25 protein-coding genes are annotated in these 24,788 nt (G+C 67.8%); 17 read left to right on the top strand and 8 right to left on the bottom strand.

Annotation, left to right across the window (positions count from 1 at the left end; genetic code table 11):
- Positions 1-51 precede the first annotated feature (51 nt).
- Positions 52-1,863 (top strand): MFS transporter, encoded by a 1,812-nt coding sequence (locus ABIA73_RS08865; RefSeq protein WP_301865759.1) that lies wholly within the window; start codon positions 52-54, stop codon positions 1,861-1,863.
- 1 nt (position 1,864) lies between these two features.
- On the opposite strand, the gene ABIA73_RS08860 is transcribed toward ABIA73_RS08865, so the two are convergent.
- From ABIA73_RS08860 to ABIA73_RS08850, 3 genes are read right to left on the bottom strand one after another with little or no spacing between them, the layout of a single operon-like run.
- A complete protein-coding gene (locus ABIA73_RS08860) occupies positions 1,865-2,359 on the bottom strand; it encodes a SecDF P1 head subdomain-containing protein (RefSeq protein ID WP_354275657.1) in 495 nt (164 codons plus the stop codon).
- The gene (locus ABIA73_RS08855) at positions 2,359-2,910 is read right to left on the bottom strand and encodes an HdeD family acid-resistance protein (RefSeq protein ID WP_025877483.1); all 552 of its coding nucleotides are present in this window, start codon (positions 2,908-2,910) and stop codon (positions 2,359-2,361) included. The genes ABIA73_RS08860 and ABIA73_RS08855 overlap by 1 nt, the downstream gene beginning before the upstream one ends.
- A gap of 58 nt (positions 2,911-2,968) precedes the next feature.
- Positions 2,969-3,664 (bottom strand): ComF family protein, encoded by a 696-nt coding sequence (locus ABIA73_RS08850; RefSeq protein WP_354275656.1) that lies wholly within the window; start codon positions 3,662-3,664, stop codon positions 2,969-2,971.
- Between the two features lie 234 nt (positions 3,665-3,898).
- Here ABIA73_RS08850 and ABIA73_RS08845 point away from each other — a divergent pair, with 234 nt between their 5' ends.
- Entirely contained in the window at positions 3,899-4,390 is a 492-nt protein-coding gene (locus ABIA73_RS08845) for a GNAT family N-acetyltransferase (RefSeq protein ID WP_189487025.1), read from the top strand.
- A 180-nt stretch (positions 4,391-4,570) separates the two neighbouring features.
- On the opposite strand, the gene ABIA73_RS08840 is transcribed toward ABIA73_RS08845, so the two are convergent.
- Entirely contained in the window at positions 4,571-5,218 is a 648-nt protein-coding gene (locus tag ABIA73_RS08840) for a hypothetical protein (RefSeq protein ID WP_354275655.1), read from the bottom strand.
- A 259-nt stretch (positions 5,219-5,477) separates the two neighbouring features.
- Positions 5,478-5,999 (bottom strand): NIF family HAD-type phosphatase, encoded by a 522-nt coding sequence (locus ABIA73_RS08835; protein WP_313282335.1) that lies wholly within the window; start codon positions 5,997-5,999, stop codon positions 5,478-5,480.
- 274 nt (positions 6,000-6,273) lie between these two features.
- Between ABIA73_RS08835 and ABIA73_RS08830 the strand changes: the two genes are divergently transcribed.
- Positions 6,274-6,696 carry an H-NS histone family protein gene (locus tag ABIA73_RS08830; protein WP_025877491.1) on the top strand — a complete coding sequence of 141 codons (423 nt, stop codon included), beginning with the start codon at positions 6,274-6,276 and terminating at the stop codon, positions 6,694-6,696.
- Here ABIA73_RS08830 and ABIA73_RS08825 read toward each other — a convergent pair.
- Positions 6,683-7,255: a DUF3658 domain-containing protein gene (locus ABIA73_RS08825; RefSeq protein ID WP_032952018.1), complete on the bottom strand. Its 573-nt coding sequence runs from the start codon at positions 7,253-7,255 to the stop codon at positions 6,683-6,685. The genes ABIA73_RS08830 and ABIA73_RS08825 overlap by 14 nt on opposite strands.
- A 157-nt stretch (positions 7,256-7,412) precedes the next feature.
- Between ABIA73_RS08825 and bioB the strand changes: the two genes are divergently transcribed.
- The 5 genes from bioB (at position 7,413) to bioC (ending at position 12,251) form a co-directional block, all read left to right on the top strand.
- Positions 7,413-8,456, top strand: coding sequence for a biotin synthase BioB (bioB, locus tag ABIA73_RS08820; protein WP_301865771.1), 1,044 nt, complete (start codon positions 7,413-7,415; stop codon positions 8,454-8,456).
- A gap of 67 nt (positions 8,457-8,523) precedes the next feature.
- The gene (bioF, locus tag ABIA73_RS08815; RefSeq protein ID WP_059065509.1) at positions 8,524-9,747 is read left to right on the top strand and encodes an 8-amino-7-oxononanoate synthase; all 1,224 of its coding nucleotides are present in this window, start codon (positions 8,524-8,526) and stop codon (positions 9,745-9,747) included.
- Positions 9,748-9,765: 18 nt separating this feature from the next.
- Positions 9,766-10,545, top strand: coding sequence for a pimeloyl-ACP methyl ester esterase BioH (gene bioH, locus ABIA73_RS08810; RefSeq protein ID WP_059065511.1), 780 nt, complete (start codon positions 9,766-9,768; stop codon positions 10,543-10,545).
- 29 nt (positions 10,546-10,574) lie between these two features.
- The gene (locus ABIA73_RS08805; RefSeq protein ID WP_354275654.1) at positions 10,575-11,354 is read left to right on the top strand and encodes an SDR family oxidoreductase; all 780 of its coding nucleotides are present in this window, start codon (positions 10,575-10,577) and stop codon (positions 11,352-11,354) included.
- A gap of 12 nt (positions 11,355-11,366) precedes the next feature.
- A complete protein-coding gene (bioC, locus tag ABIA73_RS08800; protein ID WP_025877501.1) occupies positions 11,367-12,251 on the top strand; it encodes a malonyl-ACP O-methyltransferase BioC in 885 nt (294 codons plus the stop codon).
- Positions 12,252-12,412: 161 nt separating this feature from the next.
- Here bioC and ABIA73_RS08795 read toward each other — a convergent pair whose 3' ends face one another.
- On the bottom strand, positions 12,413-13,045 hold the full coding sequence (locus ABIA73_RS08795; RefSeq protein ID WP_025877503.1) for a YdcF family protein: 633 nt from the start codon (positions 13,043-13,045) through the stop codon (positions 12,413-12,415).
- A complete protein-coding gene (locus tag ABIA73_RS08790) occupies positions 13,042-14,004 on the bottom strand; it encodes a pyridoxal-phosphate dependent enzyme (protein ID WP_354275653.1) in 963 nt (320 codons plus the stop codon). Before ABIA73_RS08790 ends, ABIA73_RS08795 begins: the two co-directional genes overlap by 4 nt.
- Before the next feature lie 159 nt (positions 14,005-14,163).
- Between ABIA73_RS08790 and ABIA73_RS08785 the strand changes: the two genes are divergently transcribed.
- From ABIA73_RS08785 to ABIA73_RS08745, 9 genes are all read left to right on the top strand, one after another.
- Positions 14,164-14,631, top strand: a complete 468-nt coding sequence (locus tag ABIA73_RS08785) for a hypothetical protein (protein WP_032952020.1) — start codon at positions 14,164-14,166, stop codon at positions 14,629-14,631.
- A 557-nt stretch (positions 14,632-15,188) separates the two neighbouring features.
- The gene (gene mnmG, locus ABIA73_RS08780; protein WP_080149610.1) at positions 15,189-17,078 is read left to right on the top strand and encodes a tRNA uridine-5-carboxymethylaminomethyl(34) synthesis enzyme MnmG; all 1,890 of its coding nucleotides are present in this window, start codon (positions 15,189-15,191) and stop codon (positions 17,076-17,078) included.
- Positions 17,079-17,227: 149 nt separating this feature from the next.
- Positions 17,228-17,758: a gamma carbonic anhydrase family protein gene (locus ABIA73_RS08775; RefSeq protein ID WP_132825857.1), complete on the top strand. Its 531-nt coding sequence runs from the start codon at positions 17,228-17,230 to the stop codon at positions 17,756-17,758.
- Between the two features lie 124 nt (positions 17,759-17,882).
- On the top strand, positions 17,883-18,572 hold the full coding sequence (locus ABIA73_RS08770; RefSeq protein WP_032976856.1) for an RDD family protein: 690 nt from the start codon (positions 17,883-17,885) through the stop codon (positions 18,570-18,572).
- Positions 18,569-19,561: a stage II sporulation protein M gene (locus ABIA73_RS08765; RefSeq protein ID WP_032976855.1), complete on the top strand. Its 993-nt coding sequence runs from the start codon at positions 18,569-18,571 to the stop codon at positions 19,559-19,561. Before ABIA73_RS08770 ends, ABIA73_RS08765 begins: the two co-directional genes overlap by 4 nt.
- Positions 19,551-21,185 (top strand): DUF4129 domain-containing protein, encoded by a 1,635-nt coding sequence (locus ABIA73_RS08760; protein ID WP_354275652.1) that lies wholly within the window; start codon positions 19,551-19,553, stop codon positions 21,183-21,185. The genes ABIA73_RS08765 and ABIA73_RS08760 overlap by 11 nt, the downstream gene beginning before the upstream one ends.
- The gene (locus tag ABIA73_RS08755) at positions 21,182-22,372 is read left to right on the top strand and encodes a DUF4350 domain-containing protein (protein ID WP_025877518.1); all 1,191 of its coding nucleotides are present in this window, start codon (positions 21,182-21,184) and stop codon (positions 22,370-22,372) included. The genes ABIA73_RS08760 and ABIA73_RS08755 overlap by 4 nt, the downstream gene beginning before the upstream one ends.
- On the top strand, positions 22,369-23,355 hold the full coding sequence (locus ABIA73_RS08750) for an AAA family ATPase (protein ID WP_025877520.1): 987 nt from the start codon (positions 22,369-22,371) through the stop codon (positions 23,353-23,355). The genes ABIA73_RS08755 and ABIA73_RS08750 overlap by 4 nt, the downstream gene beginning before the upstream one ends.
- Entirely contained in the window at positions 23,352-24,650 is a 1,299-nt protein-coding gene (locus ABIA73_RS08745; protein ID WP_059065525.1) for a DUF58 domain-containing protein, read from the top strand. Before ABIA73_RS08750 ends, ABIA73_RS08745 begins: the two co-directional genes overlap by 4 nt.
- Positions 24,651-24,788: the final 138 nt, after the last annotated feature.

The raw sequence follows: 24,788 nt of genomic DNA, 5'->3' as shown, positions 1-24,788 counted from the left end.
CAAGCGCATTGCATCAGCCACGCACCATCCCGTTAGTCCAGGAACGAGCCGATGACCGCAGCCACTGCACCTGCCGTACCCGCTTCCACCGCCCCGCGCTGGCCCGTACGTTACCTGCTCTTCATCGGCGGCCTCGGTGGCCTGCTGTACGGCATCGACATCGGCATCATCGCCGGTGCCCTGCCCTACCTCGAAGCGACTGCCAGCCACGCCTGGCAGCTCAGCAGCCAGCAGCTCGGTTTCGTCGTCGCTGCGGTGCTGCTGGGCAGCGTGCTGTCCTCGCTGTTCGCCGGCATGATCGCCGACCTCATCGGCCGCCGTGGCGCGATGCTGCTGGCCGGCGTGCTGTTCACTGCCAGCATCCCGATCATGGCGCTGGCGTCGGGTTACACCCCGCTGCTGCTGGGGCGCCTGCTGCAGGGTGTCAGCGGCGGCCTGATCGGCGTGGTCATTCCCCTGTACCTGGCCGAAGTGCTCAGCCCGGAACGACGCGGCCGCGGCGCGGCGATGTTCCAGCTGCTGCTGACCGTCGGCCTGGTGCTGGCCGCGTTGATCGGCCTGTACCACGCCCATGCCGTGGACGCTGCCGCAGAGTCGGTGCGCTCGCTGCCGGTCGCGCAGCAGGCGCAGGAGCTGTTCACGGTGAAGGACCACGCCTGGCGCACCATCTTCTGGACCTGCCTGGCACCGGGCCTGCTGTTCTGCGCCGGCATCTTCTGGCTGTCCGAATCACCGCGCTGGCTGGTGCGTCGTGGCCGCATCGATGATGCGCGCCGCAGCCTGCAGCGCGTGCTGCCCGCTGCCGACGTCGAGCCCACCCTGGCGCAGATCCAGGCTCCGGAATCGAGCAGCAGCAGCGGCAAGCGTGACCCGCTGCTCAGCCGCCGCTACGTGGTGCCGTTCGTGTTGGCCTGCGTGGTGCTGGCCTGCACCCAGGCCACCGGCATCAACTCGGTGCTGGCCTATGCGGTCAACATCCTCAACCAGGCAGGCCTGTCCGGCTCGGTGGCCAACGGCGCCGACGTGGCGATCAAACTGCTCAACGCGGTGATGACCGTCGCCGCGCTGCTGCTGGTCGACCGCAAGGGTCGCAAGTTCCTGCTGATGCTGGGCAGCGGTGGCATCTGCGTGGCCCTGCTGGCCGCAGCAACGCTGTTCTTCCAGGCCGAACGGGGCCGCGCCGACGTGCAGCCGCACCTGCAGGCCGCAGTGAGTGGCGATGGCCTGCAACTGGTACTGGATGACGCGCAGTGGCAGCGGTTTGCCGGTGGCATCGACCGCGAAGGCCGGCCGCTGCAGCTGACCGTGTCCTACGCCTATGGCGACTTCACCAACGTGCGCGCGCTGCGCAGCGACAACCTGACCGACCGCGAGCTGCGCATCGAGCGCGCCGGCACCGTGCAGTCGGACAGCGTCATCGGCGCGTTCTTCCGCACGTTGCACCTCAATCCGTTCGCCGACCCGGCCAGTGCCGCGCAGGCACCGCTGCGCATCGAGCAAGCCCGTATCGGCCCGATTCCGCCGCCCGCGCATGGCTGGGCCGTCGCTGCCTGCATCCTGGTATTCGTGGCGTTCTTCGCAGTTGGCCCAGGCGTGTGCGTGTGGCTGGCGCTGTCCGAGCTGATGCCCAACCGCATCCGCTCCAACGGCATGAGCATCGCGCTGCTGATCAACCAGTTCGTGTCCACCACCATTGCCGCCATCTTCCTGCCGACGGTGGGACACTACGGCTACGCCAGCATGTTCCTGTTCTGGGCGGGCTGCACGTTCGTGTTCTTCCTGGTGGCCGCATTCTGGCTGCCGGAAACCAAGGGGCGCTCGCTGGAAGAGATCGAAGCCGGGTTTGCAGGAAAGCAGCGCTGATTCAGCGCTGCTGTGGCGGCGCAGGGCCGCCGTGCACGATGTAGCGCGCCATGTCGTGCACTTCGGCCACGCTCATGTTGGTACCGGCCACCTGCATGGACTCGCCAAAAGGGCCCGCTATGGTGGCCACGGACAGCACGTGGTCATCGACGGTAAGCGCCACCTGCTTGCCCACCAGGGCCTCGGTCGCGTGCAGCAACCGGCCGGCGGACTCCTTGCGGAACGTCAGTTCCAGTACGGGCTGGTGCGCGGCGTCCAACGCCGCTCGCACGTCGACGATATCGGCACTGGTGAGCATCGGCGGCGCTTTCACGGCGATGCTGCGCCCTTGCCACTGCAGGGTAGCGCGACCATCGGGATCGACCTCACGCATCTGCACCTGCACCCCCTCCCGCGGCGGATGCCGGGTCTCCGCCGGAAGCACTCGGTTGCAGCCCGCCAGCAGCAACACCGCGAGGCCGCCGCCGAGCAGCGCCCCTCTGTTCCAGGCCCGCATCAGCGCAGCTTCCTCAGCTTGAACGCCACCAGCACCTGCAGCACGCCGTACAGCAGGCTGCCGATGCCGATCCACAACGTGGTTACCGCTACGCCGGCATACGGATTGGCCGCGAACAGCAGGCCCAGCACGATGGCCAGCACACCGCTGAGAATCAGCAACCACTCACCCTGGATCTGCCTGCGCACGCGGATGGCGAAGACGATGCGATAGATGCCTGCCACCAGCAGCCATGCCGCCAGGAACAGCACCAGCACGCTGGCGGTGGCCAGTGGATTGATCACCGCCAGGATGCCGAAGCCCAGCGAGGCGACCACATACAGCAGCAGCCAGCCACGCGAGGCGCCACTACCACCGGTAATCAACGCCAACAGGCTGATGACGCCTTCCACGATCGCCATCACACCCAGCGTCCACGCCAGCGCGATGGCCGCTGACATCGGCCAGCCGATCGCGATGATGCCGAAGCCCAGCGCGACCAGACCGTACAGCAGCAGGATCCACCAGCTGCGTCCAACGGCCGACAACAAGGGAGACAGAGGGGAATTCATGACCACTCCTTCGATCCGGGTTCGCGAACATCCTAGACCTACGGAATGAAAGGTGCGATCACGGCACCCGCGCACAGACCCATGCCCGCACATCTTCAGCCCCCACCAGCCGCAGCGTCTCGGCGACTTCCAGCACGGTGCTGCCGGTGGTCATCACGTCGTCGACGATGGTCAGCCGCGCAGGGACGGCACCGCGCACATCGAAGGCGTCGAACAGGTTGTCGCGGCGCTGCTCGGCGCTGCGTTCGGACTGCGGCGCGGTATGGCGGCGACGGTACAGCCCGCGCCATTTCGGCGTCCGCAGCAGCCGGCACAGCTCGGCTGCCTGGTCATAGCCACGCTGACGCAGTCGCTTGCGGTGCAGTGGCACGGGTACCAGCGGCGCGCACGACCATGGTGGCGGGTTGCGCAGCATCAACTGCGCAAGCAGGCGTCCGGCAGCCAGGTCCTGGTGGAATTTGTAGCGGACCAGCAGTTGATCGATCGGCGGCAGGTACAGCAGGCTGGCGTGGGTAGCGGTCTGCGGCGGCGGCTCGTCACGGCAGGTGCCGCAGATGGGCAGGGCGTCGTCCGGTAGCGGCAGCGCGCAGCGAAGGCAGGCGCGACCCGCCCACGGCAGGTCGGCGAGGCAGGCGACGCAGAGGTCGAGGGTGTCGTGACCGCGCTCGCTGCAGACCAGGCAGCGCAGGGGCAGCAACAGGCGAAAGGCGGCCTGCAACGGTTCACCAAGGACAGAAGGCAGTGGGAGGCGCATGCCGCAGCATCGCCCTGCAAGCGCAGGCTGCCCATCGGTGAAGGGGCTGCCTGCATGTCAGTACAGGGAGCGTTGGCCGATGGGGGCTGCACCTTGCCAGGCCGTAGACCTGCATCGCACCTGCTACCGCGCGCTTCCATCCACATACGGCCGGAACTGCAGAACCAGTACTGGCCGATCCTGCGCCAGCTATCATCAGGATGGGCGCAGTCGCCCTGGATGGACCTCTACTGCATGGACGGACTGACGCTGGTCAAGGCAACTGCGCAGGACGCAGATGTGGTCTTCAGATTGATGCAGCTGTACTACTTCGAAGCCTCTGCCTGGAGTGGTGAGGAGATCCTTGCCGATGGTCTCTACGACTGCGCACTTGCCGATGTCCGGGCCCGCCTGCAGGAAGAGCCGGAGTGGACCCGTCTGCTCTGGCTCGATGGCCAGCTGTGCGGATTCGTCCAGGTGGATGAAGTCGAGTTCCAGGGGCGGCGCCTGCCAGAGTTGGCCGATCTGTTCATCCTTCCAAGGCATCGGGGCAAAGGCATCGCGTCCGCAGTGGTCGCAGAGCTTGTGCGGCCAACGGCGGGAGAATGGCTGCTGGCCACATTCCGCAAGGATCATGTGGCGCACGCATTCTGGGAACGGAATCTTGCAAGGATGGGCATGGCGTGCAGCATCCCAGCCGGGTCAGAAGGAACAGACTTCCGCTTGTTCCTGATCAGGGCGATATGACGATGGGGAGCCCCCCAGCTCCCCGGTCAGCACTCGCCCGCGCCAGGATGGCCAATAGGACGGTGCAACCACGCAAGGGCTTGCCCTGCTCCTGGCGGCGGCAGCCCAAGGCTGGACGTGGCTGGCTTGGGCTCACCGGGGGTCAGCCGCACGCAGCGGATCGACCACCGTGAATTCCCCTCAAAACTCGATCCCGTTGGCTGCACGCTGGCAGGCAGGCAGTCCCAGCGCGATACGCGTTCGCCCGACCGTGGCCGCGATCTCCTGTTCAAAGCCAGCCCCTGACTCCAGGCAATGCAGCAGCCCGACAACCCTCTGCTTCAGCTCAACGGCCCATGGCACGTCATTTGGATCGGCGATCACTTCTGTAAACAGCAACCCACTGCGTTCGACCTCACCCGCCAACCCCGCCAACACCGCCGAGTGGTACGTGTTCCATAGCGTGGGCGATGCATTGGCAGTAGTCCACGCCAGCGCGTGGGCGATCGAGGGGAAGCGATCGCGCAGCGCAAGGACTTCCTGCGCTGCACGCCTGGCCAGCAGCGTGGCCTCCGCCGAGAACTGCTCCTCGTCGATGAATTCGTGGAAGGTTCCCACTCTGTGCCCGGCGTCGAATGAAAGGAAGTCCTTCTCATGCCAGAGCCAGCACGCTCCAACATTCAGACAGCTTCCCTTCCGTCCCGAAGAGGGCTGGAATTCAACCACGCCGATCCACCATACCTGGTCGTCGATCCAGATTCTGGAGCGTCCCTTCTGCACGCAGCCCAGAGGGCGCAGCACCGTTCTGGCTGCAGCGTTGATCATTCGAGAGTGCTGAGCGGTCGACATCGAAGGCATCCTTGCGCTTGCGAACGTTCGCGGAATCGTACTGGAAGGAACGTCGGCCAGCACCATTGAATCGGCGAAGAACCCGCCCACTCGTCCCTTCAACATTGCTGGTCGTCCGCTTCATACGAAAGCGCAGAGACGTTGGTGAAACCAGAAAGGGGGCCGGCTGCGGGCACCGCGCACAGGAGTGCGGTGGTGTGCGCAGCGTGACACTTCCGCAAACGACACTGGAAGCGGGTGAATCAATGATCCTGCCGATTCACTCCATCATGCGCTCTCGCCAACGGCGCTTCTCCACGGTCCGGATGTTGGGCTGCGCGCGCAGTACATCCAGATATCGAGAAAGATGAAGCAATTCATCGTCGCAACCATCACCAGTGAACTCCCGCACCTGTATCAGATTTCCGTAGTTCTTGGCGTACTTGCTGGGAGTGTCGTCAATGCCGATCATCTGCTCCAGCGCGAAGCCTAGACGTTTCAGTTTGGCCAAGCGCTTCTGGCTGGTGTAGCCACCGGTGTCCCAATCACGCGCAGTACTGCAACGCTGGGACGACCACAGGAACTCCAGCGTGCGCCCTGGCATCAACCATGCCACCAGTGGCTCGGCATACAGACTGCCGGAAGATGTCCACACCCCTACGTTGAAGTGCGCGAATGCGAAATCCAGGAAGTCGTCAACGTAGGGACGCTTGTAGACGTGATAGCCCACCACTTGAGTGTCAGCAGGACGGTGCAACTGACGCGCACTGGCATGAACCAGCGTTTCATCGAGATCGAGCACCAGGAGCTTTCGGTCAGCTGTGGGCATGTTTCCGGTCTGGTCTCGTTCCACGCTCAGCGGCATCGATAAAGTAAAAGTACTCGACAAGGTAGCGGCTGGGTCCGCCGCCTTTCAACAACATACCCCACAGCGTCAGCTGCATGCTGGACGCCCTGGGCCTTCCCACACTGGTGGCGAGATGCCTGGTGGCAGCCCGGCTGGGGGACTGGTTGCCTAGGCTGAGATACCCGTCCGCTGCTTGACAGGCTGCCGGGATGTCCGGACCCTTCGCGGCATGACAATCGACGTCGAACACCTGAGCCTGCGCGAACTGAACGCCCTTGTGACTGCTGCCGAGCAGCGGAGGGCGCTGGTTGCCAGCCGCCGCCCCGTGGCCGTTGTCCGTCGCAAGCTGATCGCCTTCGCCGCGCAGTGCGGCTACACGATTGAAGAGCTGCTCGGGGCTGCGCCCGCCGAGGCCGCTGCACCGGTCCGCAAACCTGCCACACGGCGCAAGGCAGGCAAGGTGGCGGCCAAGTACCGCGACCCGGACAACAAGCGCAATACGTGGTCGGGCCGCGGCCGGATGCCGCGCTGGCTTGCCGAGAAGACCAAGCATGGCCGCAGCCCTGCCGATTTCCTGATTCCCGGGCTGGGCCGGTCCGACGTTCGAAAGTCCAGCGCGATCGGGCAGAGAACCGTCTTCAAGCAGAGCTGAGCCGGCGCACTTCGCTGTAGCGCATGCGCGACAGGTCGCCGGCAGCCTGCAGCGCGCCACGCTCGACCAGCTTGCGCACACGCCCTGCGTAGAACACATCTGGAATTCCCGGCGGACGTTCGGGATCCAACGACATCGCCGTGCCCACGATATAGGCGACTTTGCGGAACTGACCGTCACAGTGGGAAAGCAGCTGCTGATCGATCCGCGCGACGTCCTCCTCGGTCAGCGCTGCGATGCGGTGCCGCTGTTCGTTGGTGAGGTGCGCATCGCAGTCCGGCGCGTCGTCAGTGTCAGCCAGCCGGCCATTTACAGCCAGCAGGCGGACCAGCACGAAGAAGCCAAAGTCTGCCAACTCCGCTTCGGACAGGCCTACCGGGTCGGCAAGCATGCCTGGTGGATAGTCCTTGAACGTAACGAACGTGCGGTGCTGCCACATACCGGCGGTGTCCGATTTCCGCAGGTCATCCATTACCACGCGCAAGCCTCCATCGGGCAGATCAGCCAGGCTGCACAGCACAGCGTTGCGAAGGGTTGCGGCGTTCTTGTGCGTGTCCATGCCGATTCTCACGTTCCATGCGTAGCGGCGAACTTAGCACCGCTGCAACTGACCCGGGCGACGACTTCCTGTAAACCACTATTTTATATTAATAGTTGACAGCGTTCCCAACCCCACCCAGACTGCGCCCTCGCTCCAGCCCTTCCAAGGTCCCGCCATGGCAACCGCCATCCGCCACGACTGGCACCACGACGAACTGCAGGCGCTGTTCGACCTGCCTTTCCCGGAACTGCTGTTCCGCGCCGCCGCCGTCCACCGCGAGCACTTCGACCCGGCCCAGGTGCAGGTCTCCACGCTGTTGTCGGTGAAGACCGGTGGCTGCCCGGAAGACTGCGCGTACTGCCCGCAGGCGCAGCGCTACAGCACCGGGGTCAACGCACAGAAGCTGATGGACACCGATGCGGTGCTGGCCAAGGCCCGCCAAGCCAAAGCGGCCGGTGCCTCGCGTTTCTGCATGGGTGCAGCGTGGCGTTCGCCGAAGGACCGCGACATCCCCAAGGTGGCGGCAATGATCGCCGGGGTGAAAGCGCTGGGCCTGGAAACCTGCGCCACGCTGGGCATGCTCGGTGGCGAGCAGGCGCGCGCGTTGAAGGACGCCGGCCTGGACTACTACAACCACAACCTCGATACCGCGCCGGACTACTACGAGTCGATCATCCACACCCGGCAGTACCAGGATCGCCTGGATACGCTGGGCCATGTGCGCGATGCGGGGTTGAAGACCTGCTGCGGCGGCATCGTTGGCATGGGTGAAACACGCGCGCAGCGGGTCGGCCTGCTGCTGGCGCTGGCCACCTTGCCGGCGCATCCCGATTCGGTGCCGATCAACAAGCTGGTGCAGGTGGCCGGCACGCCGCTGCATGGCAGTGCCGAGCTGGACCCGTTCGAGTTCGTGCGCATGATCGCCGTGGCCCGCATCGCCATGCCGCGTTCGATGGTGCGGCTGTCGGCCGGCCGCGAGGCGATGAGTGATGAGCTGCAGGCGCTGTGCTTCCTGGCCGGCGCCAACTCCATCTTCCATGGCGACAAGCTGCTGACCACCGGCAACCCGGAGAGCGAGCGCGACATGGCCCTGTTCGCACGCCTGGGCCTGCAGCCGATGGCGGTGCAGGTGGACGCCGACGGTCATGACCATGGCGGCACCGTGCATGCCGATATCAGCGCCGATGGCCCCGGCTGCGGCTGCGCCCACGCGGCCTGAGCCGGCGGCCAAGCAGGCGTCGCGGCAACGCGCTACCCTAGCCGCCCCGTCGCCGCATCCAGCCGCCATGGCACGCCCCGACCTGACCGCCCGCCTCCAAGCCCAGCGCGCGTTGCGCGATGCACAAGGCCGTCGCCGCCCGCGGCGCACGGTCACCCGTCGCGATGGTGTGCGCCTGGAAGTCGATGGGCGCTGGCTGACCGGCTTCTGCAGCAACGATTACCTGGGCCTGGCCCAGCAGTTCAGCGTGGTCAACGCACTGCAGGATGCCGCTGCGCGCGAAGGCGCCGGTGCCGGGGCCTCGCATCTGGTCTGCGGCCACCACGCGCTGCACGACGCATTGGAACGCGAAGTGGCCGAGTGGCTCGGTTACCCGCGTGCCTTGCTGTTCGGCAGTGGCTTCACCGCCAACCTGGCCGTGCAGCAGGCGCTGCTGGGCGAAGAGAACGATGTCTGCGTGCAGGACAAGCTCAACCACGCCAGTCTGCTCGATGCCACCCGGCTGGCCGGCGCGCGCCTGCGCCGCTACCCGCACCTGGACGCGGAAGGTGCGATGCGCCAACTCAAGCATGCGCCCGATGGCGCAGCGATGCTGGCTACCGACGGTGTCTTCAGCATGGATGGCGATGTCGCGCCGCTGCGTGCGCTGTCGCTGGTCGCGCGCCTGCAGCAGGCGCTGTTCTACGTGGACGATGCGCATGGCGTGGGCGTGCTCGGCGATGGTCGTGGCGCGGTCGCCACCGCCGGCCTGGGCGTGGACGATGTGCCGCTGCAGCTGGTCACCCTGGGCAAGGCGCTCGGCGGTTCCGGCGCGCTGGTGCTCGGCCGCGAAGACCTGATCGAGCACCTGGCCGAAACCGCACGCCCCTACATCTACACCACCGCCATGGCGCCGGCGCTGGCGGCATCCGCATTGGAAGCGGTGCGCCTGGCCCGCCGCGATCATTGGCGGCGGGCGAAGCTGGCCGATCTGATTGCCCTGTTCCGCAGCGAAGCGCGACGTCATGGGCTGGATCTGATGGCATCGGAAACGCCGATCCAGCCGCTGTTGTGTGGCGACGACCACACTGCCATGGCGATGTCGCAGGCGCTGGAGCAGGCCGGCTGGCTGGTCGGCGCGATCCGCCCACCGACCGTGCCGGAAGGCAAGGCGCGCCTGCGCGTCACCTTGTCCGCGCTGCACACCACTGAGCAGGTACGCGGCCTGGTCGAAGCCATCGCCGTTGCACGCGACCGCGTGGCCTTTGCCGCGCGTGAAGTGCTGCCGCCGTCGTTGCCGGCGCTGGCCTGAGTGATCGTGTAGTTCCCCATGCATATTGAAGTGACCGGCCATGGGCCGGACCTGGTACTGATCCACGGCTGGGCCCTGCAGGGCGGCGTGTTTGCGCCGCTGGTGCAGCGCTTGGCCGATCGATTCACGCTGCATCTGGTCGACCTGCCCGGCCATGGCCACAGCCGCGATGACAGCACCCCGCTGCGCCTGCCGTTCGTGGTCAACGCCATTGCCGCGGCCACGCCGCCGGCGGTGTGGTGCGGCTGGTCACTGGGCGGCCTGTTCGCGCTGCACGCGGCGGCCACGCTGCCGAAGGTGCGTGGTCTGGCGATGATCGCCGCCACGCCGCGCTTCGTGCGCGGTGATGACTGGCCGCATGCGGTGGAGCCATCGGTATTCGAGCAGTTCGGTCGTGACCTTGCGCAGGACTTCAGTGGCACCCTGGAACGTTTCCTGGCACTGGACGTGATGGGTTCGGCGCATGCCCGCGAGGAACTGCGCACCCTGCGGCAGCGCCTGGTCGAACGCGGAGCGCCCACCGAACGCGCACTGCACGAGGGCCTGCAGCTGCTGGAGAACACCGATCTGCGCGGTGCCCTGCCCGCACTGGGCAAGCCCAGCCTGTGGATTGCCGGCCAGCGTGACCGTCTGGTCTCGCCGGCGGCGATGCAGGCCGCTGCGGCGCTGGCGCCCGGGGGGCAGTCGTTGACCGTGGGTCATGGCGGCCACGCCCCCTTCCTCGGCCACGCCGATGACGTTGCAGCCGCCCTGCAACACTTCGTTGCCGGCCTGTCACCGGCCGATGGCGGACAATGAGCCTTCCTAAGCTTGTGCAGGACTGACGCATGGATCTGGCCATTTCCGGCCGCTGGGCACTGGTCTGCGGCGCCAGCAAGGGGCTTGGCCTTGGCTGCGCGCGCGCATTGGTGCGCGAAGGCGTGAACGTGGTCATCGTCGCCCGCGGTGACGCTGCGCTGCAGGCCACGGCTGAAGAACTGCGTACGCTGCCCGGTGCCGCTGAAGTGCGGGCGATCGCCGCCGACGTCACCACCGAGGCGGGCCGCGCTCAGGCGCTGGCCGCCTGCCCGCAGGTCGACATCCTGGTGACCAACGCCGGCGGCCCGCCGCCGGGCGACTTCCGCACGTTCGAGCGCGACGACTGGATCGCCGCGCTGGACGCCAACATGCTGGCGCCGATCGCGCTGATCCGCGCCACCGTGGACGCGATGATCGAGCGTGGCTTCGGCCGCATCGTCAACATCACCTCGTCATCGGTGAAGGCACCCATCGACGCGCTGGCGCTGTCCAACGGCGCGCGCAGCGGCCTGACCGGCTTCGTCGCCGGGCTGGCGCGGCGCACCGTCGTCCACAACGTCACGATCAACAATCTGCTGCCCGGCCAGTTCGATACCGACCGCCTGCGCGCCAACTTCGCCCACGCCGCCGGCCAGGGCGGGGACGTGCAGGCGGTGGCCGAACGCCGCCGCCAGCAGATTCCCGCCGGCCGTTTCGGCACGCCGGACGAATTCGGCGCCGCCTGCGCCTTCCTGTGCAGTGCACAGGCCGGTTACCTCACCGGGCAGAACCTGCTGATCGACGGCGGCGCCTACCCCGGTACGTTCTAAGAGACTTCTGCAATGCCGTCCCACTTCGATGCCCGCCATGTCCGCCGCGCCTTCGCCCGCGCCGCCACCAGCTACGACGCTGCCGCCGCCCTGCAGCGCGAGGTGCAGTCGCGGCTGCTGGAATCGCTGGACTACCTGGAGGCACGCAAGCCGGAGGTGGTGCTGGATATCGGTGCCGGCACCGGCCATGCCAGTGCGCTGATGAAGAAGCGCTGGCCGAAGGCGCAGGTGATCGCGCTGGACGTGGCACTGCCGATGCTCGACCAGGCCAAGCGCCAGGCCGGCTGGTGGAAGCCGTTCCAGCGCCTGGCCGCCGATGCCACGGCGCTGCCGTTGGCCGACAACAGCGTCGATGTGATCTTCAGCAACCTGTGCCTGCAGTGGGTGGACGACCTGCCGGCGGTGTTCGCCGGTTTCCGCCGCGTGCTCAAGCCCGGTGGGTTGCTGGTGTGTTCGACGTTCGGGCCGGAAACGCTGGTCGAGCTCAACGAGGCCTTCGCCGCCGCCGACGACCGCCCGCACGTGAGCCGCTTCGCGCAGATCGCCCAGTTCGGCGATGCGCTGATGATGGCCGGCTTCCGTGATCCGGTTCTGGACCGCGACCTGTTCACCCTGACCTACGACGACCTGCCCTCGTTGATGCGCGAGCTGCGCGCGATGGGCGCGACCAACGCACGGGTCGATCGCCGCCATACGTTGACCGGCCGGGGGCGGTTCGCGGCGGCAGCGGCGGCGTACGAACCGATGCGCCGTGCCGATGGCAAGCTGCCCAGCAGCTGGGAAGTGATCTACGCCCATGCCTGGGCGCCGGATCCGGGCGCGCCGATCCGCGAAGGTGGGCATGACATTGCTTCCGTGCCGGTGTCGGCGATCCCGATCCGGCGCAAGCAGACCTGATTCGAAGGCGCCGCCGGGCATGGCCCGGCGCTACCAGCCGACCTTGATCGGCGCTGTGCTTCCCGTGCCGACCAAGGTCGGCAACTACCAAAAGCAGGTCCCGGCCAGGCGCGCGTTATGGGTAGCGCCGGGCCATGCCCGGCGAGCGCAGCGGCAGCCGCTCAGGTATTGGCCGGTGAACTCAACGGCGGCCGTACCAGGTCGCGGTGGAAGAAGTAGATCTCCTGCACCAGGAAGCGCCAGCTGGTATGGAAGCTGCGGAAGCGCGTGCTCGGCGTGGACGAGGCCAACGCCTGGATGCCCAGCGCCTTGCTCAGGCGCAGCGCGCGCGCCATGTGCAGCGGGTCGCTGACGATGATCACCGAATGCAGCTTGCGCTGGTCCATCAGCCGCTTGGCCTCGACCAGGTTCTGCACGGTATTGCGCGAGGCGGTCTCGATGAGGATCGCCTCATCGGGAATGCCGTGCTTGAGCGCATAGCGCCGGGCCACCTGCGATTCCGAGAAGCGCGCACCGGTGCCGCCGTAGCCTCCGGTAAAGATCAGCAGTGGCGCGTAGCCGGCGTCGTACAGATCCAGGCCGTGGCGGATGCGCTCTTCAAACACCGGCGAGGGCTTGGCATCGTAGGCCGCCGCACCCAGCACGATGATCGCGTCCGCCTTGGCCGCCTGGTCGCGCTCGCCGACCCAGACGATCCAGGCGGTCACGCCCAGCAGCCAGATCACCAGCAGTACGAACAACCGCCACACCCAACCGAGCAGGCCGGTACGTTCGCGATGGCGGCCGCGGCTCATGGCGCTCCCCAACGCAGGGCAGGCAGATCGACATTGCCGCCGGACAGCACCAGTCCAACGCGCAGGCCGGCGAAGCGCGCAGGCTGCGCAAGCACCGCTGCCAGCACGATCGCCGAGGACGGCTCGACCACCTGCTTGAGCACGTCCCACAGCAGGCGCATCGCCGCCACGGTGGCGGCATCGTCAACCACGATGACCTCGGCGCCCGCGGCCTGCAGCAGCGCGAAGTTGGGTGCGCCGATCAGCGTGCGCAGTCCGTCGCAGATCGTGTCCGGGGTAAATGCCTCCTGGCGCTTGCCGGTCGCCAGCGAACGGGCGGTGTCGTCGGCACCGGCCGGCTCGGCCAGCACCAGCCGCGTGCCCGGGCTGGCGTGCCGCAGGGCCAACGCAGTGCCACTGGCCAGGCCACCACCGCCCACCGGCACCACCAGCACGTCGAACGGCCCCTCGCTGTGCAGCAGCTCCAGCGCGGCCGTGCCCTGCCCGGCGATCACCGCGGGGTTGGTGTACGGATGGACCAGAGTGGCGCCGGTATCGGCCTGCACCTTGGCGCAGGTGGCCTCACGGTCGGCAATGGTGGCCGGGCAGCGCCAGAGGGTGGCGCCATGCCGGGCGATATTGGCCAGCTTGGCGGCCACGGCCCCTTCCGGCACCACCACATGGCAGGGAATGCCCCGTGTGCGGGCAGCCAGCGCCAAAGCGGCACCGTGATTGCCGGAGGAATGGGTCACCACACCGGCACCGGCGTGGTCGGCGTCCAGCGACCACACCGCATTGCACGCACCGCGGAACTTGAACGCGCCGCCGCGCTGCAGGTGCTCGGCCTTGAACGCCAGTTGCGCACCGGCCAACGCATCCAGCGTGCGCGAGCGCAGCACCGGGGTCACGCTGGCATGGGGCGCGATCCGCGCGGCGGCGGCGAGGACGTCATCAGCGCGGGGCAACAGTGAATCGCTCATGACGCAAGATTAACGTATGGCCCCGCGCTGGCGAGGGCGCCATCGGTCATGCCAGCATGCATGCCTACACCGCCATTCATCCTGGCCGGCGGAATTAAGGGCTGATTCAACGCCGGCGGCTGAAGCTGCCTGCATACCCGTCCTCTGGGGGGACCCATCATGAAAACGCGCCTGATGCTTGCCGGTGGCCTGCTGCTGGCCCTGACCGGTTGCACCACCTATGACTATGTCGGTGGCCGCGGCGGTGGCTACTACCACGGTGCGCCGTCGGTGGAGTACCGCTACCCCTATGGCTACCCGGCCGACTACGGCTATCCGTATTACGGCGGCGGTGGCTATTACGGCTATGGCGGCCCGTACTACCAGCGGCCGATCTATCGCCCGCCGCACCACAACCACCGCCCGCCACCGCGTCCCGGCAACGGCGGCGAAAACCGCCCGCCACCGCCGCCGCGTCAGAACAATGGCGGCTCGCCCTGGCGCAACATGGATTCGATGCGTCGACCGCCGCAGCCTGCACAGCGGGTCGAGCGCCCCTCGCCGCCGCCGCAGGCGCGTCCGGCTCCGGCTCCGCGTGCGCCGAGGATGAACAGTTCCCCTTGGCGTGCCATGGATCGTGAGAGATAGCGCACAGTTGACGCTTGTTCCATCTTGCATTTCACACGGTCCAAGCCTCAATCTACGCAGGTGGTGACGGCCAGCGTCACAAAGTGACAAAAGCGTTAAGGGCCCGTCCCAAACAGCTCTACGTCGATATCCGACAGGAACATCTGGATCCCCCCTGTTCCGGCCCTGTCGGATGTCGGCACCTTTAAAGACGAACGGCCCCGCACTGCGGGGCCGTTTGTTGTTTGGGACACCAGGGCGCGCGGGCAGTAGATCCACGCCATGCGTGGATGCCGCGTTCCCAGCCGCCCCAAAAAACAGGGCCGGACAGTCCCCCGACTGCCGGCCCCTCTGCTTCCCCACCGTGCGCCTGTACCGGCCCCTGTTCCAATTCCGGTCACCAGCGCCTGCGGCGCCAGCCACGGTGGGTGCTATTGGGTTATCTGCAAAAATCCTGCCAACTTTAGGGTTGATTTCGACGCCGGCCGGCCGGCGCCAACGTCCCTGCCCCGATTGGCGCTAAAATCGCCACCCCGGCGCCGTCTCCGGCTGCGCCTGCCCCTTGCTGAACAGCCCCCATGATCGACTCCTTCCATCGTTACGACGTCATCGTCATCGGCGGTGGCCACGCCGGCACCGAGGCCGCGCTGGCTGCGGCCCGTACCGGCGTGCGCACCCTGTTGCTGACCCACAACATCGAAACGGTGGGAGCGATGAGCTGCAACCCGGCCATCGGTGGCATCGGCAAGGGCCATCTGGTCAAGGAAATCGACGCCCTCGGCGGTGCGATGGCGCATGCCGCCGACCGCGCCGGCATCCAGTGGCGCACCCTCAACGCCTCCAAGGGCCCGGCCGTGCGCGCCACCCGCTGCCAGGCCGACCGCAACCTGTACCGCATGGCGATCCGCGCCATCGTCGAGGGCCAGGCCAACCTGACCGTGTTCCAGGCGGCGGTGGATGACCTGGTCATCGAGGGCGACCACGTGCGCGGGGTCATCACCCAGACCGGCCTGCGTTTCGATGCCGAGGCCGTGGTGCTGACCGCCGGCACCTTCCTGGCCGGCAAGATCCACGTCGGCCCGACCCAGTACGCAGCCGGCCGCATGGGCGATCCGCCCGCCACCACGCTGGCTGCACGCCTGCGCGAGCGGCCGTTCCAGGTGGACCGCCTGAAGACCGGCACGCCACCGCGCATCGACGGTCGTTCGCTGGACTACAGCGTGATGGACGAGCAGCCCGGCGACACGCCGCGCCCGGTGATGTCCTTCCTCGGCTCGGTGGATGAGCATCCGCAGCAGGTCAGCTGCTGGATCACCCACACCAGCGAGCAGACCCACCAGATCATCCGCGACGCCCTGCACCGTTCGCCGCTGTACAGCGGCCAGATCGAAGGCATCGGCCCGCGCTACTGCCCCTCCATCGAGGACAAGGTGGTGCGCTTTGCCGAGAAGGCCAGCCACCAGATCTTCGTCGAGCCCGAAGGCCTGGGCATCGTCGAGATCTATCCCAACGGCATTTCCACCTCGCTGCCGTTCGACGTGCAGCTGGAGATGGTGCGCAGCATCCGTGGTTTCCAGAACGCGCACATCACCCGCCCCGGCTATGCCATCGAGTACGACTTCTTCGATCCACGCGGGCTGAAGGCCTCGCTGGAAACCAAGCTGGTCAACGGCCTGTTCTTCGCCGGCCAGATCAACGGCACCACCGGTTATGAAGAAGCTGCCGCACAGGGCCTGCTGGCCGGCCTCAACGCCGCTCGCCAGGTGCGTGGCCTCGAGGGCTGGTGCCCGCGTCGCGACGAAGCCTACCTCGGCGTGCTGGTGGATGACCTGATCACCCACGGCACCAACGAGCCGTACCGCATGTTCACCAGCCGCGCCGAGTACCGCCTGCAGCTGCGCGAAGACAACGCCGACCAGCGCCTGACCCCGGCCGGCCGAGACATGGGCCTGGTCGATGATCGTCGCTGGCGTGCCTTCGAAACCAAGCAGGCTGCCGTGGCCGCCGAGCGCACGCGCCTGGGTGCGCTGTGGGCCACGCCGGCCAATGCGCTGGGCCGAGAAGTGCAGGAAACGCTGGGCGTGGCGGTCAGCCGCGAAACCAACGTGCTGGACCTGATCAAGCGCCCGGAACTGGATTACGCGCAACTGATGCGGGTGCCCTCGCTCGGCCCGGCCGTGGCCGATGGCAAGGTGGCCGAACAGGTGGAGATCGGGGTGAAGTACGCCGGTTACCTGGATCGCCAGCGCGAGGAGATCGAGCGCCAGCAGCGCCATGAAGCAACGCCGATTGCCGGCGATTTCGACTACGCCATCGTGCGCGGGCTGTCGGCCGAAGCGCTGCAGAAGCTCGAGCGTGTGCGTCCGCAGACCATCGGCCAGGCCCAGCGCATTCCGGGCATGACCCCGGCGGCGATCTCGCTGCTGCTGGTGCACCTGGAGCGCGCACGGCGCGGACGCGTGGCATGAAAAAACGGTAGTGCCGGCCGCTGGCCGGCAACCCGATACACCTTCGACAGAACCTCTGCGGGTGCCGGCCAGCGGCCGGCACTACCGACAGGGCTGCGTGCTGCACGCGGTATCATCATCGCGATTGCCCTGATCTGCCGGAGATGCCGATGACCCCGCTGCGCCCCTTCCGCGACAAGATGCCGGTGCTCGGCCAGCGCGTGTATGTCGATCCGGCCTGCACGATCATCGGCGATGTCGAACTGGCCGATGACGTATCGATCTGGCCGGGCACGGTCATCCGTGGCGACGTCAATTTCGTGCGGATCGGTGCACGCACCAATGTGCAGGACGGCACCATCATCCACGTCAGCCACCACAGCCCGTACAACAAGGCCGGCTACCCGACCCTGATCGGCGAAGGCGTCACCGTCGGCCATGGCTGCATCATCCACGCCTGCAGCATTGGCGATTACACCCTGATCGGCATGGGCGCGTGCATCCTCGACGGTGCCCGGGTCGAGCGCCATGGCTTCGTCGGTGCCGGTGCGGTGGTCGGCCCCGGCAAGGTGGTGGGCGAAGGCGAACTGTGGGTGGGCAACCCTGCCCGTCCGGCGCGCACGCTCAGCGACAAGGAGATCGAGTCGCTGCACTATTCGGCCGACCACTACGTGCGGCTGAAGGACGAATACCTGGGCTGAGGCCGCCTCGCCGATGGCCGGGCTCTGCTAAAGTCTGGGCCCGACCAGGAACCGTCGAGACCCCCATGCCCGTGGCTGCACGCCGGAGAGGACTCCAGCGCCCACTTCGGCGGCCATCGCGCTGATGGCCGCGCCGATGCTCGATACCTACCGCGAGGTGGTAACGCCGGAAGGCGTGCCGCTGCAGTTGCCTGCGGCCGGCCCGATGCCGCGTGCGCTGGCCTGGCTGATCGACCTGGCCGTCCGCTTCGGCGCGCTCACCGCGCTGTCCATTCCGCTGGCCCTGCTCGATGAGTTCGGCCGCGGCCTGTACATGGCGCTGATGTTCCTGCTGATGTGGGCCTACCCCATCGTCTGCGAAGCGCTGTGGGGCCGTACCCTCGGCAAGCGCGTGCTGGGCCTGCGGGTGCTCGCGCAGGATGGCGCGCCGGTGGGCTGGATGGCCTCGATCACCCGCAACCTGCTGCGCACCGTGGACATGCTGCCTTTCGGCTACGCACTGGGCCTGATCAGCAGCCTGTTCGATCCGCATGGCCGCCGCCTGGGCGATCTGGTTGCCGGCACGATGGTGGTACATGCACCGCCGCATTACCTGCCGCCGCCGGCCACCATCGACAGCGCGCTGGCGCCGCCGCAACCGCTGCGGCCGGAGGAACAGGCGGCGGTGATGGCCTTCGCCGAGCGCGCGCCACGCCTGTCACCCGCACGCCAGCAGGAACTGGCCGGCATCGCCGAGCCGTTGACCAGCGCGTCCGGCCAGGTCGGTGTGCTGCGCCTGTATGCAATGGCCAACTGGTTGCTGGGACGACGATGAAGCAAGAGCAGTTCGTCGCCCGCCATCAACAGGAATGGCATGACCTGGAGCAGTGGCTGCAGCATCGCGCCGGTGCCTCGCGTCGGCGTCGGCGCAGGCCGGGCGCGGAAGAAGCCGGCGATGTCAGCTTCCCGCAGCGTTACCGACGGCTGTGCCAGCAGCTGGCGCTGGCCCGCGAACGCGGCTACAGCCCGCAGCTGGTGCAACGCCTGCAGCAGTTGATGCAGCACGGCCATGGCGTGCTGTACCGCACGCCGCCGACCCGCTGGCGGCGCGCGCTGGAATTCCTGGTTGCTGATTTTCCGCTGCTGGTGCGCAGCCAGGCGCGCAGCATGTGGGCAGCGCTGGCGATGTTCGCAGTGCCGGCGCTGGCCTGCTTCGTGCTGGTGCAGGTGTACCCGGACAGCATCCACCTGCTGATGGACAACGGCCAGATCGCCGAGATGGAGCGCATGTACGATCCATCCGCCGAGCGCCTGGGCCGCGACAGCGGCACCGACTGGATGATGTTCGGCTACTACATCATGAACAACATCAGCATCGCCCTGCGCACCTTCGCCAGCGGCCTGCTGGCGGGGTTGGGCACGCTGCTGGTGCTGCTGTTCAACGGCATCACCATCGGCGCGGTCGCCGGCCACCTGCAGCACATCGGCCATGGCGGCCCGTTCTGGCGCTTTGTGGCCGGCCACGGTGCGTTCGAGCTGACCGCGATCGTGATTGCCGGCGGCGCCGGCCTGCAGTTGGGCATGAAACTTCTGGCTCCCGGGCGGCGGCGCCGCCTGGATGCGCTGGTCGAAGGCGGGCGCATCGGCGCGCGGCTGTGCCTGGGCGTGGCCTTCATGCTGCTGCTGGCCGCGTTCGTGGAAGCGTTCTGGTCTTCCATCGCCGACATTCCGGCCGCAGTGAAGTTCAGCGTGGCCGGGGTGCTGTGGGCCGGCGTGCTGCTGTGGCTGTGGCGCGGTGGACGCGGAGGTGGCCATGCGGATTGACCATCTGGACGTGGTGCTGCGCGCGCGCAGCAGCTGGGAAGCGATGGAGTTGGGCAGCGCGCTGGCCCGCCGCCACGCACGCGGTGTGTGGGGCAGCTGGCTGCTGGCCAGTGCGCCGTTGTTCGTGCTGTTCAATGCACTGGCCTGGTGGCTGGATGCCTTCGGCTGGGCGTGGCTGGCGATGTGGTGGTGCAAACCGTTGTTCGAACGCGCACCGCTGTACGTGCTCTCGCGCGGCATCTTCGGCGAACGGGTCGGCCCGCGCGATGCGCTGCGCGCACAGCGGCAGTGGGGCGGCAGCGGCTTCTGGGGCTATCTGGGCTGGCGCCGTTTCAGCGGCCTGCGCAGCCTGTGCCTGCCGGTCAATCTGCTGGAGGGCAATGCGCCCGCCCAGCGTGGCCCACGCAGGCGTGCAGTCGCCGCCGGCGCTGCGGGCCCTGCGCTGGTGCTGGCGGTGATCTGCCTGGCATTCGAGCTGGTGCTGGTGGTGGGCGCGATCGCCACTATCTTCATCTTCATCCCGCTGGAACTGCTGCCCGAATCCTGGCGCGCAGCGTGGGCGATGGTCAGCGTAGAGGCGCCTGCGTGGGCCAAGCTTGGCCTCAACCTGTTGTGCTGGCTGGCGGCGGCGCTGATCGGGCCGTTCTACGTGGGCGCCGGCTTCGGCCTGTACTTGAACCGACGCACGCAGATGGAAGCCTGGGACGTGGAAATCGCCCTGCGCCGCCTGCGCGAACGCCTGCTGCCGGTCGCCTCTTCGTTGCTGCTGCTGTTGTGCCTGGCGCTGCCGTTGGCGCCCGTGCACGCACAGGTCGCCGACACGCCGGACGCCGCGCAGACCACCACGGCCAGCGCCGATGAAGACGCAGAAGCGGAAGACGCTGAAGAAGCCGAAGAAGCGGCCACTGCGGAAAACGATCCGGCCAATACACCGGCGCTGATCTTCGGCGACACGCCGGTGGATACCGCTGGCTTCCGCCAGGCCGTGAACCGCGCCTACGAAGATCCGTTGCAGCGGCCGACGCGGCAGGTCAGCCGATGGAAGCCGATCGAAGACGCCGCCGAGAAGCAGAAAGACAAGAAAGAGCTGCAGAAGGACAGCAGCAGCAACGCGGACCGTACGTCGCGCAAGAGCCGCCAGTTGTGGCTGGCCCGGCTCGCCGAATGGGGCCTGTGGGGGCTGTTGGGGGTCCTGCTGCTGGTGCTGCTGTTGACCGCGCGGCTGTGGCTGCCGTGGTTGCGCGGTTCCGGCCGCCGCAAGGAAAAGAAGGCACCGCAGATCACCGAAGAGCAGGTGGAAATGCCGGTGGTGCTGCCGCCGGATGTGGCGACCCAGGCTGGGCTGCTGTGGGACCAGGGACGGCCACGGCAGGCGCTGGCGCTGCTGTATCGCGCCAGCGTGCGCACGCTGGTGGAGCGCACCGGCATCGCGTTGCCGCCCGGTGCCACTGAAGCACAGTGCCTGCGTGCCTCGCGGCGCATGTCCGACAGCACCGACCGTGAACTGTTCGCGCGCATCGTGCGCATGTGGCAGTACGCCGCCTACGGCGGGCGCCTGCCTACCCGCAGCGATTTCGACGCGTTGGCCAGCACGCTGCGCCAGCAGTACGGGTGGCAGGCATGAGCCCGCGCCTGTTCTGGTCGTTGCTGCTCGGCGCGCTGGTCCTGCTCGGGGTGCCGCTGACCATCCTGTTCCTGCGCACGCATGAAAAGGTGACCGAGACCGTCGTGCTGCCGCCACAGGGCGAAGCCAGCTACAACCCGCTGTATGTGCTGGGCCAGGCGCTGCGCGCCGACGGCATCGAGGTGCAGTCCCGGCAGCGGCTGGACCTGGCACAGATGCCACTGGCCGCCACCGATACGGTGGTGCTGCTGCAGGATACCGCCGACATGCCGCCGCGCACTGCGCAGGCCCTGCTGGACTGGGTCGGCACGGGTGGCCATCTGCTGCTGCGCACGCAGCCACCGGCCGAGGACGATGCCAGCAGCACGCAGGGCCCCCTGCTGGACAGGATCGGCGTGGACAGCCTGTTCCATGGCAGCGACTGCCAACCCTTCCACGTGGTGGATGATCCCAGCCACGTCGAGTTCTGCGGCGGTCGGCGCTTCAGCCTGGGCTTCCAGGCCAACGCCACGGCCGAGCGCCGCTGGGGTGGCCAGGAAGGACTGGTGTTCGCGCGCCTGCCGCACGGCAAGGGCCGCATCGACGTGCTGGCGGACATGGACGTCATGCGCGGTGAAGGCCCGTCCGCATCAACACGCCGCCGCACTGTCGACGCCGATGCCGTTGCCCGCGATGGCCTGCATGACCTCTCGCACCGCGACCTGACGCGCTACCTGCTCGATCCCAACTATGGGCGCGGCACGATGTGGCTGGTATACGGCAGCCGCCCGCCCTCGCTGGGCGCGCGCATCTTCTACCAGGGCTGGCCGCTGTGGGTGCCGCTGCTGCTGGCGATCCTCGGCTGGCTGTGGTCACGCGCGCAACGCTTCGGCAGTGCCCTGCCCGCGCCGGTGGTCGAACGCCGTTCGTTGCTGGAACACGTCCGCGCCAGTGGCGAACTGCTGCTGCGCTTCGGCCATGGCACGCGCCTGTACCTGGCCGTGCAGGCGCTGTTCCTGCACCGCCTGCGCCTGCGCGCGCCCGTCGCTGCGGCACTCGACGGTGCTGCGCGCGACCAGGCCATCGCCGCAGTGTTGCAATGGCCCGTCAGTCGAGTCGCCAGTGCCCTCACTCCGCCTTCGCCGCATGATTCCTCCGCCCTGCGCGAGCGCATCCGCTTGCTGCTCCAGATGAGATCCCTGCTATGACCGATGCCCCTGAACTTCCGGCGGCCGCCACCGCCCGCCTGATCGAACGCGTCGACGCCATCCGCCAGGCCGTCGGCCATGCCTTCATCGGCCAGGCCGATGTGCTCGACCAGATCCTGGTCGCCCTGCTGGCCGGTGGCCACGTGCTGATCGAAGGCGTGCCCGGCCTCGGCAAGACCCTGCTGGTGCGCGCGCTGGCACAGGCACTGGAGCTGGACTATGGCCGCGTGCAATTCACCCCCGACCTGATGCCCAGCGACGTCAGCGGCCATGCGGTGTACGACCCGAAGAGCGAGAGCTTCAAGATCCGTCGCGGCCCGGTGTTCACCAACCTGCTGCTGGCCGACGAGATCAACCGGGCCCCGGCCAAGACCCAGTCCGCGCTGCTGGAAGTGATGCAGGAAGGCCAGGTCACCATCGAAGGCAAGGCCTTCACCCTGGCACCGCCGTTCATGGCGCTGGCCACGCAGAACCCGCTGGAACAGGAAGGCACCTATCCGCTGCCGGAAGCGCAGCTGGACCGTTTCCTGCTGAAGGTGCTGATCGACTATCCGCAGCTGGAGGACGAGAAGCGCATGGTCGCGGCGATCACCAGCGGCCGTGCCGCCAGTGATTTCGACCTGAGCCAGGTGCCGCGCGTGCTCGGTGCCGGCGAACTGCTGGCGCTGCAGCAGGCCACCGCGGCAATCACCGTGGATGACGAAGTGATCGACTACGCGGTGCGCATCGTCGCCGCCACCCGGCAGTGGCCGGGCATCGCCGTCGGCGCCGGCCCGCGCGGCAGCATCGCCCTGGTGCGTGCCTCGCGCGCGCAGGCGGTGCTGGCCGGTCGTGACTTCGTCACCCCCGACGATGTGCGCGACATCGCCCGACCCGCCCTGCGCCACCGCATTGCATTGGCACCGGAGCTGCAGATCGAAGGCCAGGGTGCCGACGACGTGCTGGGTGCGCTGCTGGCCAAGGTGGAAGCGCCGCGCCGATGAGGCCTGCGCCGCTGCTGCTGGCGTTGCTGTTGGCCTGGGCTGCGCTGGGCGGCGTGGTGCTGGCCGGGCTGCTGCCACGCTGGAGCTGGGCGCTGGCCGGCGCACTGGTTGCGGTGCTGGCACTGGTTGATCTGTGGCGGCAGCGACGACGACCATCGCCCAGCGTCGAGCGCGACGTGCCCGAAGCCCTGGCACTGGGCGTGCGCCGCGAGATCGGCCTGCGCCTGCAGTCCGGGCAGGCCATGCAGGTACAGGTATTCGATCTGGTGCCAGGCGGTTGGCCACTGGAATCACTGCCGCAACGCGTGCAGTTGCGGGCGGGCCATGCCAGTTCGCTGCATTACCACGTGCAGCCGCAGCAGCGCGGTCGCTTTGCCTTCGAAGGCGTGCAGCTGCGCATCCGCTCGCCATGGCGGTTGTGGTGGCAGCAACGCACGCTGCCACCGGCGCTGGAGGTGCGGGTCTATCCCAACTTCGTGCCACTCACCCGATTTGCGCTGTTCAGTGCCGACCAGGCCTCGCGACTGGTCGGTGCACATGTGAAGCGCCGCCGTGGCGAAGGCACCGACTTCCACCAGATGCGCGAGTACCGCATCGGCGACAGCCTGCGCCAGCTCGACTGGAAGGCCACCGCCCGCGCCCGCAAGCTGATCTCGCGCGAGTACCAGGACGAGAAGAACCAGCAGCTGCTGCTGATGCTCGACAGCGGCCGGCGCATGCTGGCCAGTGAAGGCGGACTCTCGCATTTCGACCATGCCTTGAACGCCTCGCTGGTGGTGGCCTACCTGGCATTGCGCCAGGGCGATGCTGCCGGCCTGTTCGCGGTAGGCGGCGAGCGTCGCTGGGTGGCGCCGCAGCGCGGCATGGACACGGTGCAGCATCTGTTGCGCGCCAGCTACGACCTGCAGCCGCAGGCCGTGGCCACCGATTACCTGGCTGCCGCCACCGAAGTCTCACTGCGCCAGCCCCGGCGCGCGCTGGTGATGCTGGTCAGCAACGTGCGCGACGAGGACATCGAAGACCTGCTTGCGGCGGTGCGCCTGCTGCAGCGCCGTCATCTGGTGTGCGTAGCCAGCCTGCGCGAGCGCGAGCTGGATGCTGCGCTGGAAGGTGAGGTGCACACGGTGGAAGATGCCGCGCAGGCCGGTGCCGCCGCGCTGTACCTGCAACAGCGCGCGCAGGCGCATGACGCGCTGCGTGCCGAACGGGTGATGGTGCTGGACGTCACGGCCGATGCCCTGCCCGCCGCGCTGGTGGAGCGCTATCTGGCGGTGAAGCGCGAAGGGCTGCTGTAACCGGTAATGCCGGCCGCTGGCCGGCGGATCACCACAACCGCCGGGCGTGGCCCGGCGCTACCGACGCTCCGCCTTGGTAGATGCCAACCTTGGTTGGCACACCATCAACGGCGCCGACCAAGGCCGGCCTCTACCCAC

Origin of the sequence: Stenotrophomonas sp. 2694 (assembly GCF_040548715.1) — a bacterium.
Taxonomy (GTDB): Bacteria; Pseudomonadota; Gammaproteobacteria; order Xanthomonadales; family Xanthomonadaceae; genus Stenotrophomonas; species Stenotrophomonas indicatrix.
The sequence above is the reverse complement of the archived record's forward strand: the minus strand, read 5'-3'. Positions and strand labels throughout refer to the sequence as shown.

Excerpts from the sequence above, each read along its gene's own strand:
- ABIA73_RS08790 (WP_354275653.1), bottom strand. The coding sequence starts at position 14,004 with ATGAGCGATTCACTGTTGCCCCGCGCTGATGACGTCCTCGCCGCCGCC.
- ABIA73_RS08745 (WP_059065525.1), top strand. The coding sequence starts at position 23,352 with ATGAGGCCTGCGCCGCTGCTGCTGGCGTTGCTGTTGGCCTGGGCTGCG.
- ABIA73_RS08750 (WP_025877520.1), top strand. The coding sequence starts at position 22,369 with ATGACCGATGCCCCTGAACTTCCGGCGGCCGCCACCGCCCGCCTGATC.
- bioC (WP_025877501.1), top strand. The coding sequence starts at position 11,367 with ATGCCGTCCCACTTCGATGCCCGCCATGTCCGCCGCGCCTTCGCCCGC.
- ABIA73_RS08830 (WP_025877491.1), top strand. The coding sequence starts at position 6,274 with ATGACAATCGACGTCGAACACCTGAGCCTGCGCGAACTGAACGCCCTT.
- bioB (WP_301865771.1), top strand. The coding sequence starts at position 7,413 with ATGGCAACCGCCATCCGCCACGACTGGCACCACGACGAACTGCAGGCG.
- ABIA73_RS08795 (WP_025877503.1), bottom strand. The coding sequence starts at position 13,045 with ATGAGCCGCGGCCGCCATCGCGAACGTACCGGCCTGCTCGGTTGGGTG.
- ABIA73_RS08860 (WP_354275657.1), bottom strand. The coding sequence starts at position 2,359 with ATGCGGGCCTGGAACAGAGGGGCGCTGCTCGGCGGCGGCCTCGCGGTG.
- ABIA73_RS08760 (WP_354275652.1), top strand. The coding sequence starts at position 19,551 with ATGCGGATTGACCATCTGGACGTGGTGCTGCGCGCGCGCAGCAGCTGG.
- ABIA73_RS08855 (WP_025877483.1), bottom strand. The coding sequence starts at position 2,910 with ATGAATTCCCCTCTGTCTCCCTTGTTGTCGGCCGTTGGACGCAGCTGG.
- ABIA73_RS08850 (WP_354275656.1), bottom strand. The coding sequence starts at position 3,664 with ATGCGCCTCCCACTGCCTTCTGTCCTTGGTGAACCGTTGCAGGCCGCC.
- ABIA73_RS08825 (WP_032952018.1), bottom strand. The coding sequence starts at position 7,255 with ATGGACACGCACAAGAACGCCGCAACCCTTCGCAACGCTGTGCTGTGC.
- ABIA73_RS08775 (WP_132825857.1), top strand. The coding sequence starts at position 17,228 with ATGACCCCGCTGCGCCCCTTCCGCGACAAGATGCCGGTGCTCGGCCAG.
- ABIA73_RS08755 (WP_025877518.1), top strand. The coding sequence starts at position 21,182 with ATGAGCCCGCGCCTGTTCTGGTCGTTGCTGCTCGGCGCGCTGGTCCTG.
- ABIA73_RS08785 (WP_032952020.1), top strand. The coding sequence starts at position 14,164 with ATGAAAACGCGCCTGATGCTTGCCGGTGGCCTGCTGCTGGCCCTGACC.
- ABIA73_RS08805 (WP_354275654.1), top strand. The coding sequence starts at position 10,575 with ATGGATCTGGCCATTTCCGGCCGCTGGGCACTGGTCTGCGGCGCCAGC.
- ABIA73_RS08845 (WP_189487025.1), top strand. The coding sequence starts at position 3,899 with ATGGACGGACTGACGCTGGTCAAGGCAACTGCGCAGGACGCAGATGTG.
- ABIA73_RS08765 (WP_032976855.1), top strand. The coding sequence starts at position 18,569 with ATGAAGCAAGAGCAGTTCGTCGCCCGCCATCAACAGGAATGGCATGAC.
- mnmG (WP_080149610.1), top strand. The coding sequence starts at position 15,189 with ATGATCGACTCCTTCCATCGTTACGACGTCATCGTCATCGGCGGTGGC.
- ABIA73_RS08770 (WP_032976856.1), top strand. The coding sequence starts at position 17,883 with ATGGCCGCGCCGATGCTCGATACCTACCGCGAGGTGGTAACGCCGGAA.
- bioF (WP_059065509.1), top strand. The coding sequence starts at position 8,524 with ATGGCACGCCCCGACCTGACCGCCCGCCTCCAAGCCCAGCGCGCGTTG.
- bioH (WP_059065511.1), top strand. The coding sequence starts at position 9,766 with ATGCATATTGAAGTGACCGGCCATGGGCCGGACCTGGTACTGATCCAC.
- ABIA73_RS08865 (WP_301865759.1), top strand. The coding sequence starts at position 52 with ATGACCGCAGCCACTGCACCTGCCGTACCCGCTTCCACCGCCCCGCGC.
- ABIA73_RS08840 (WP_354275655.1), bottom strand. The coding sequence starts at position 5,218 with ATGTCGACCGCTCAGCACTCTCGAATGATCAACGCTGCAGCCAGAACG.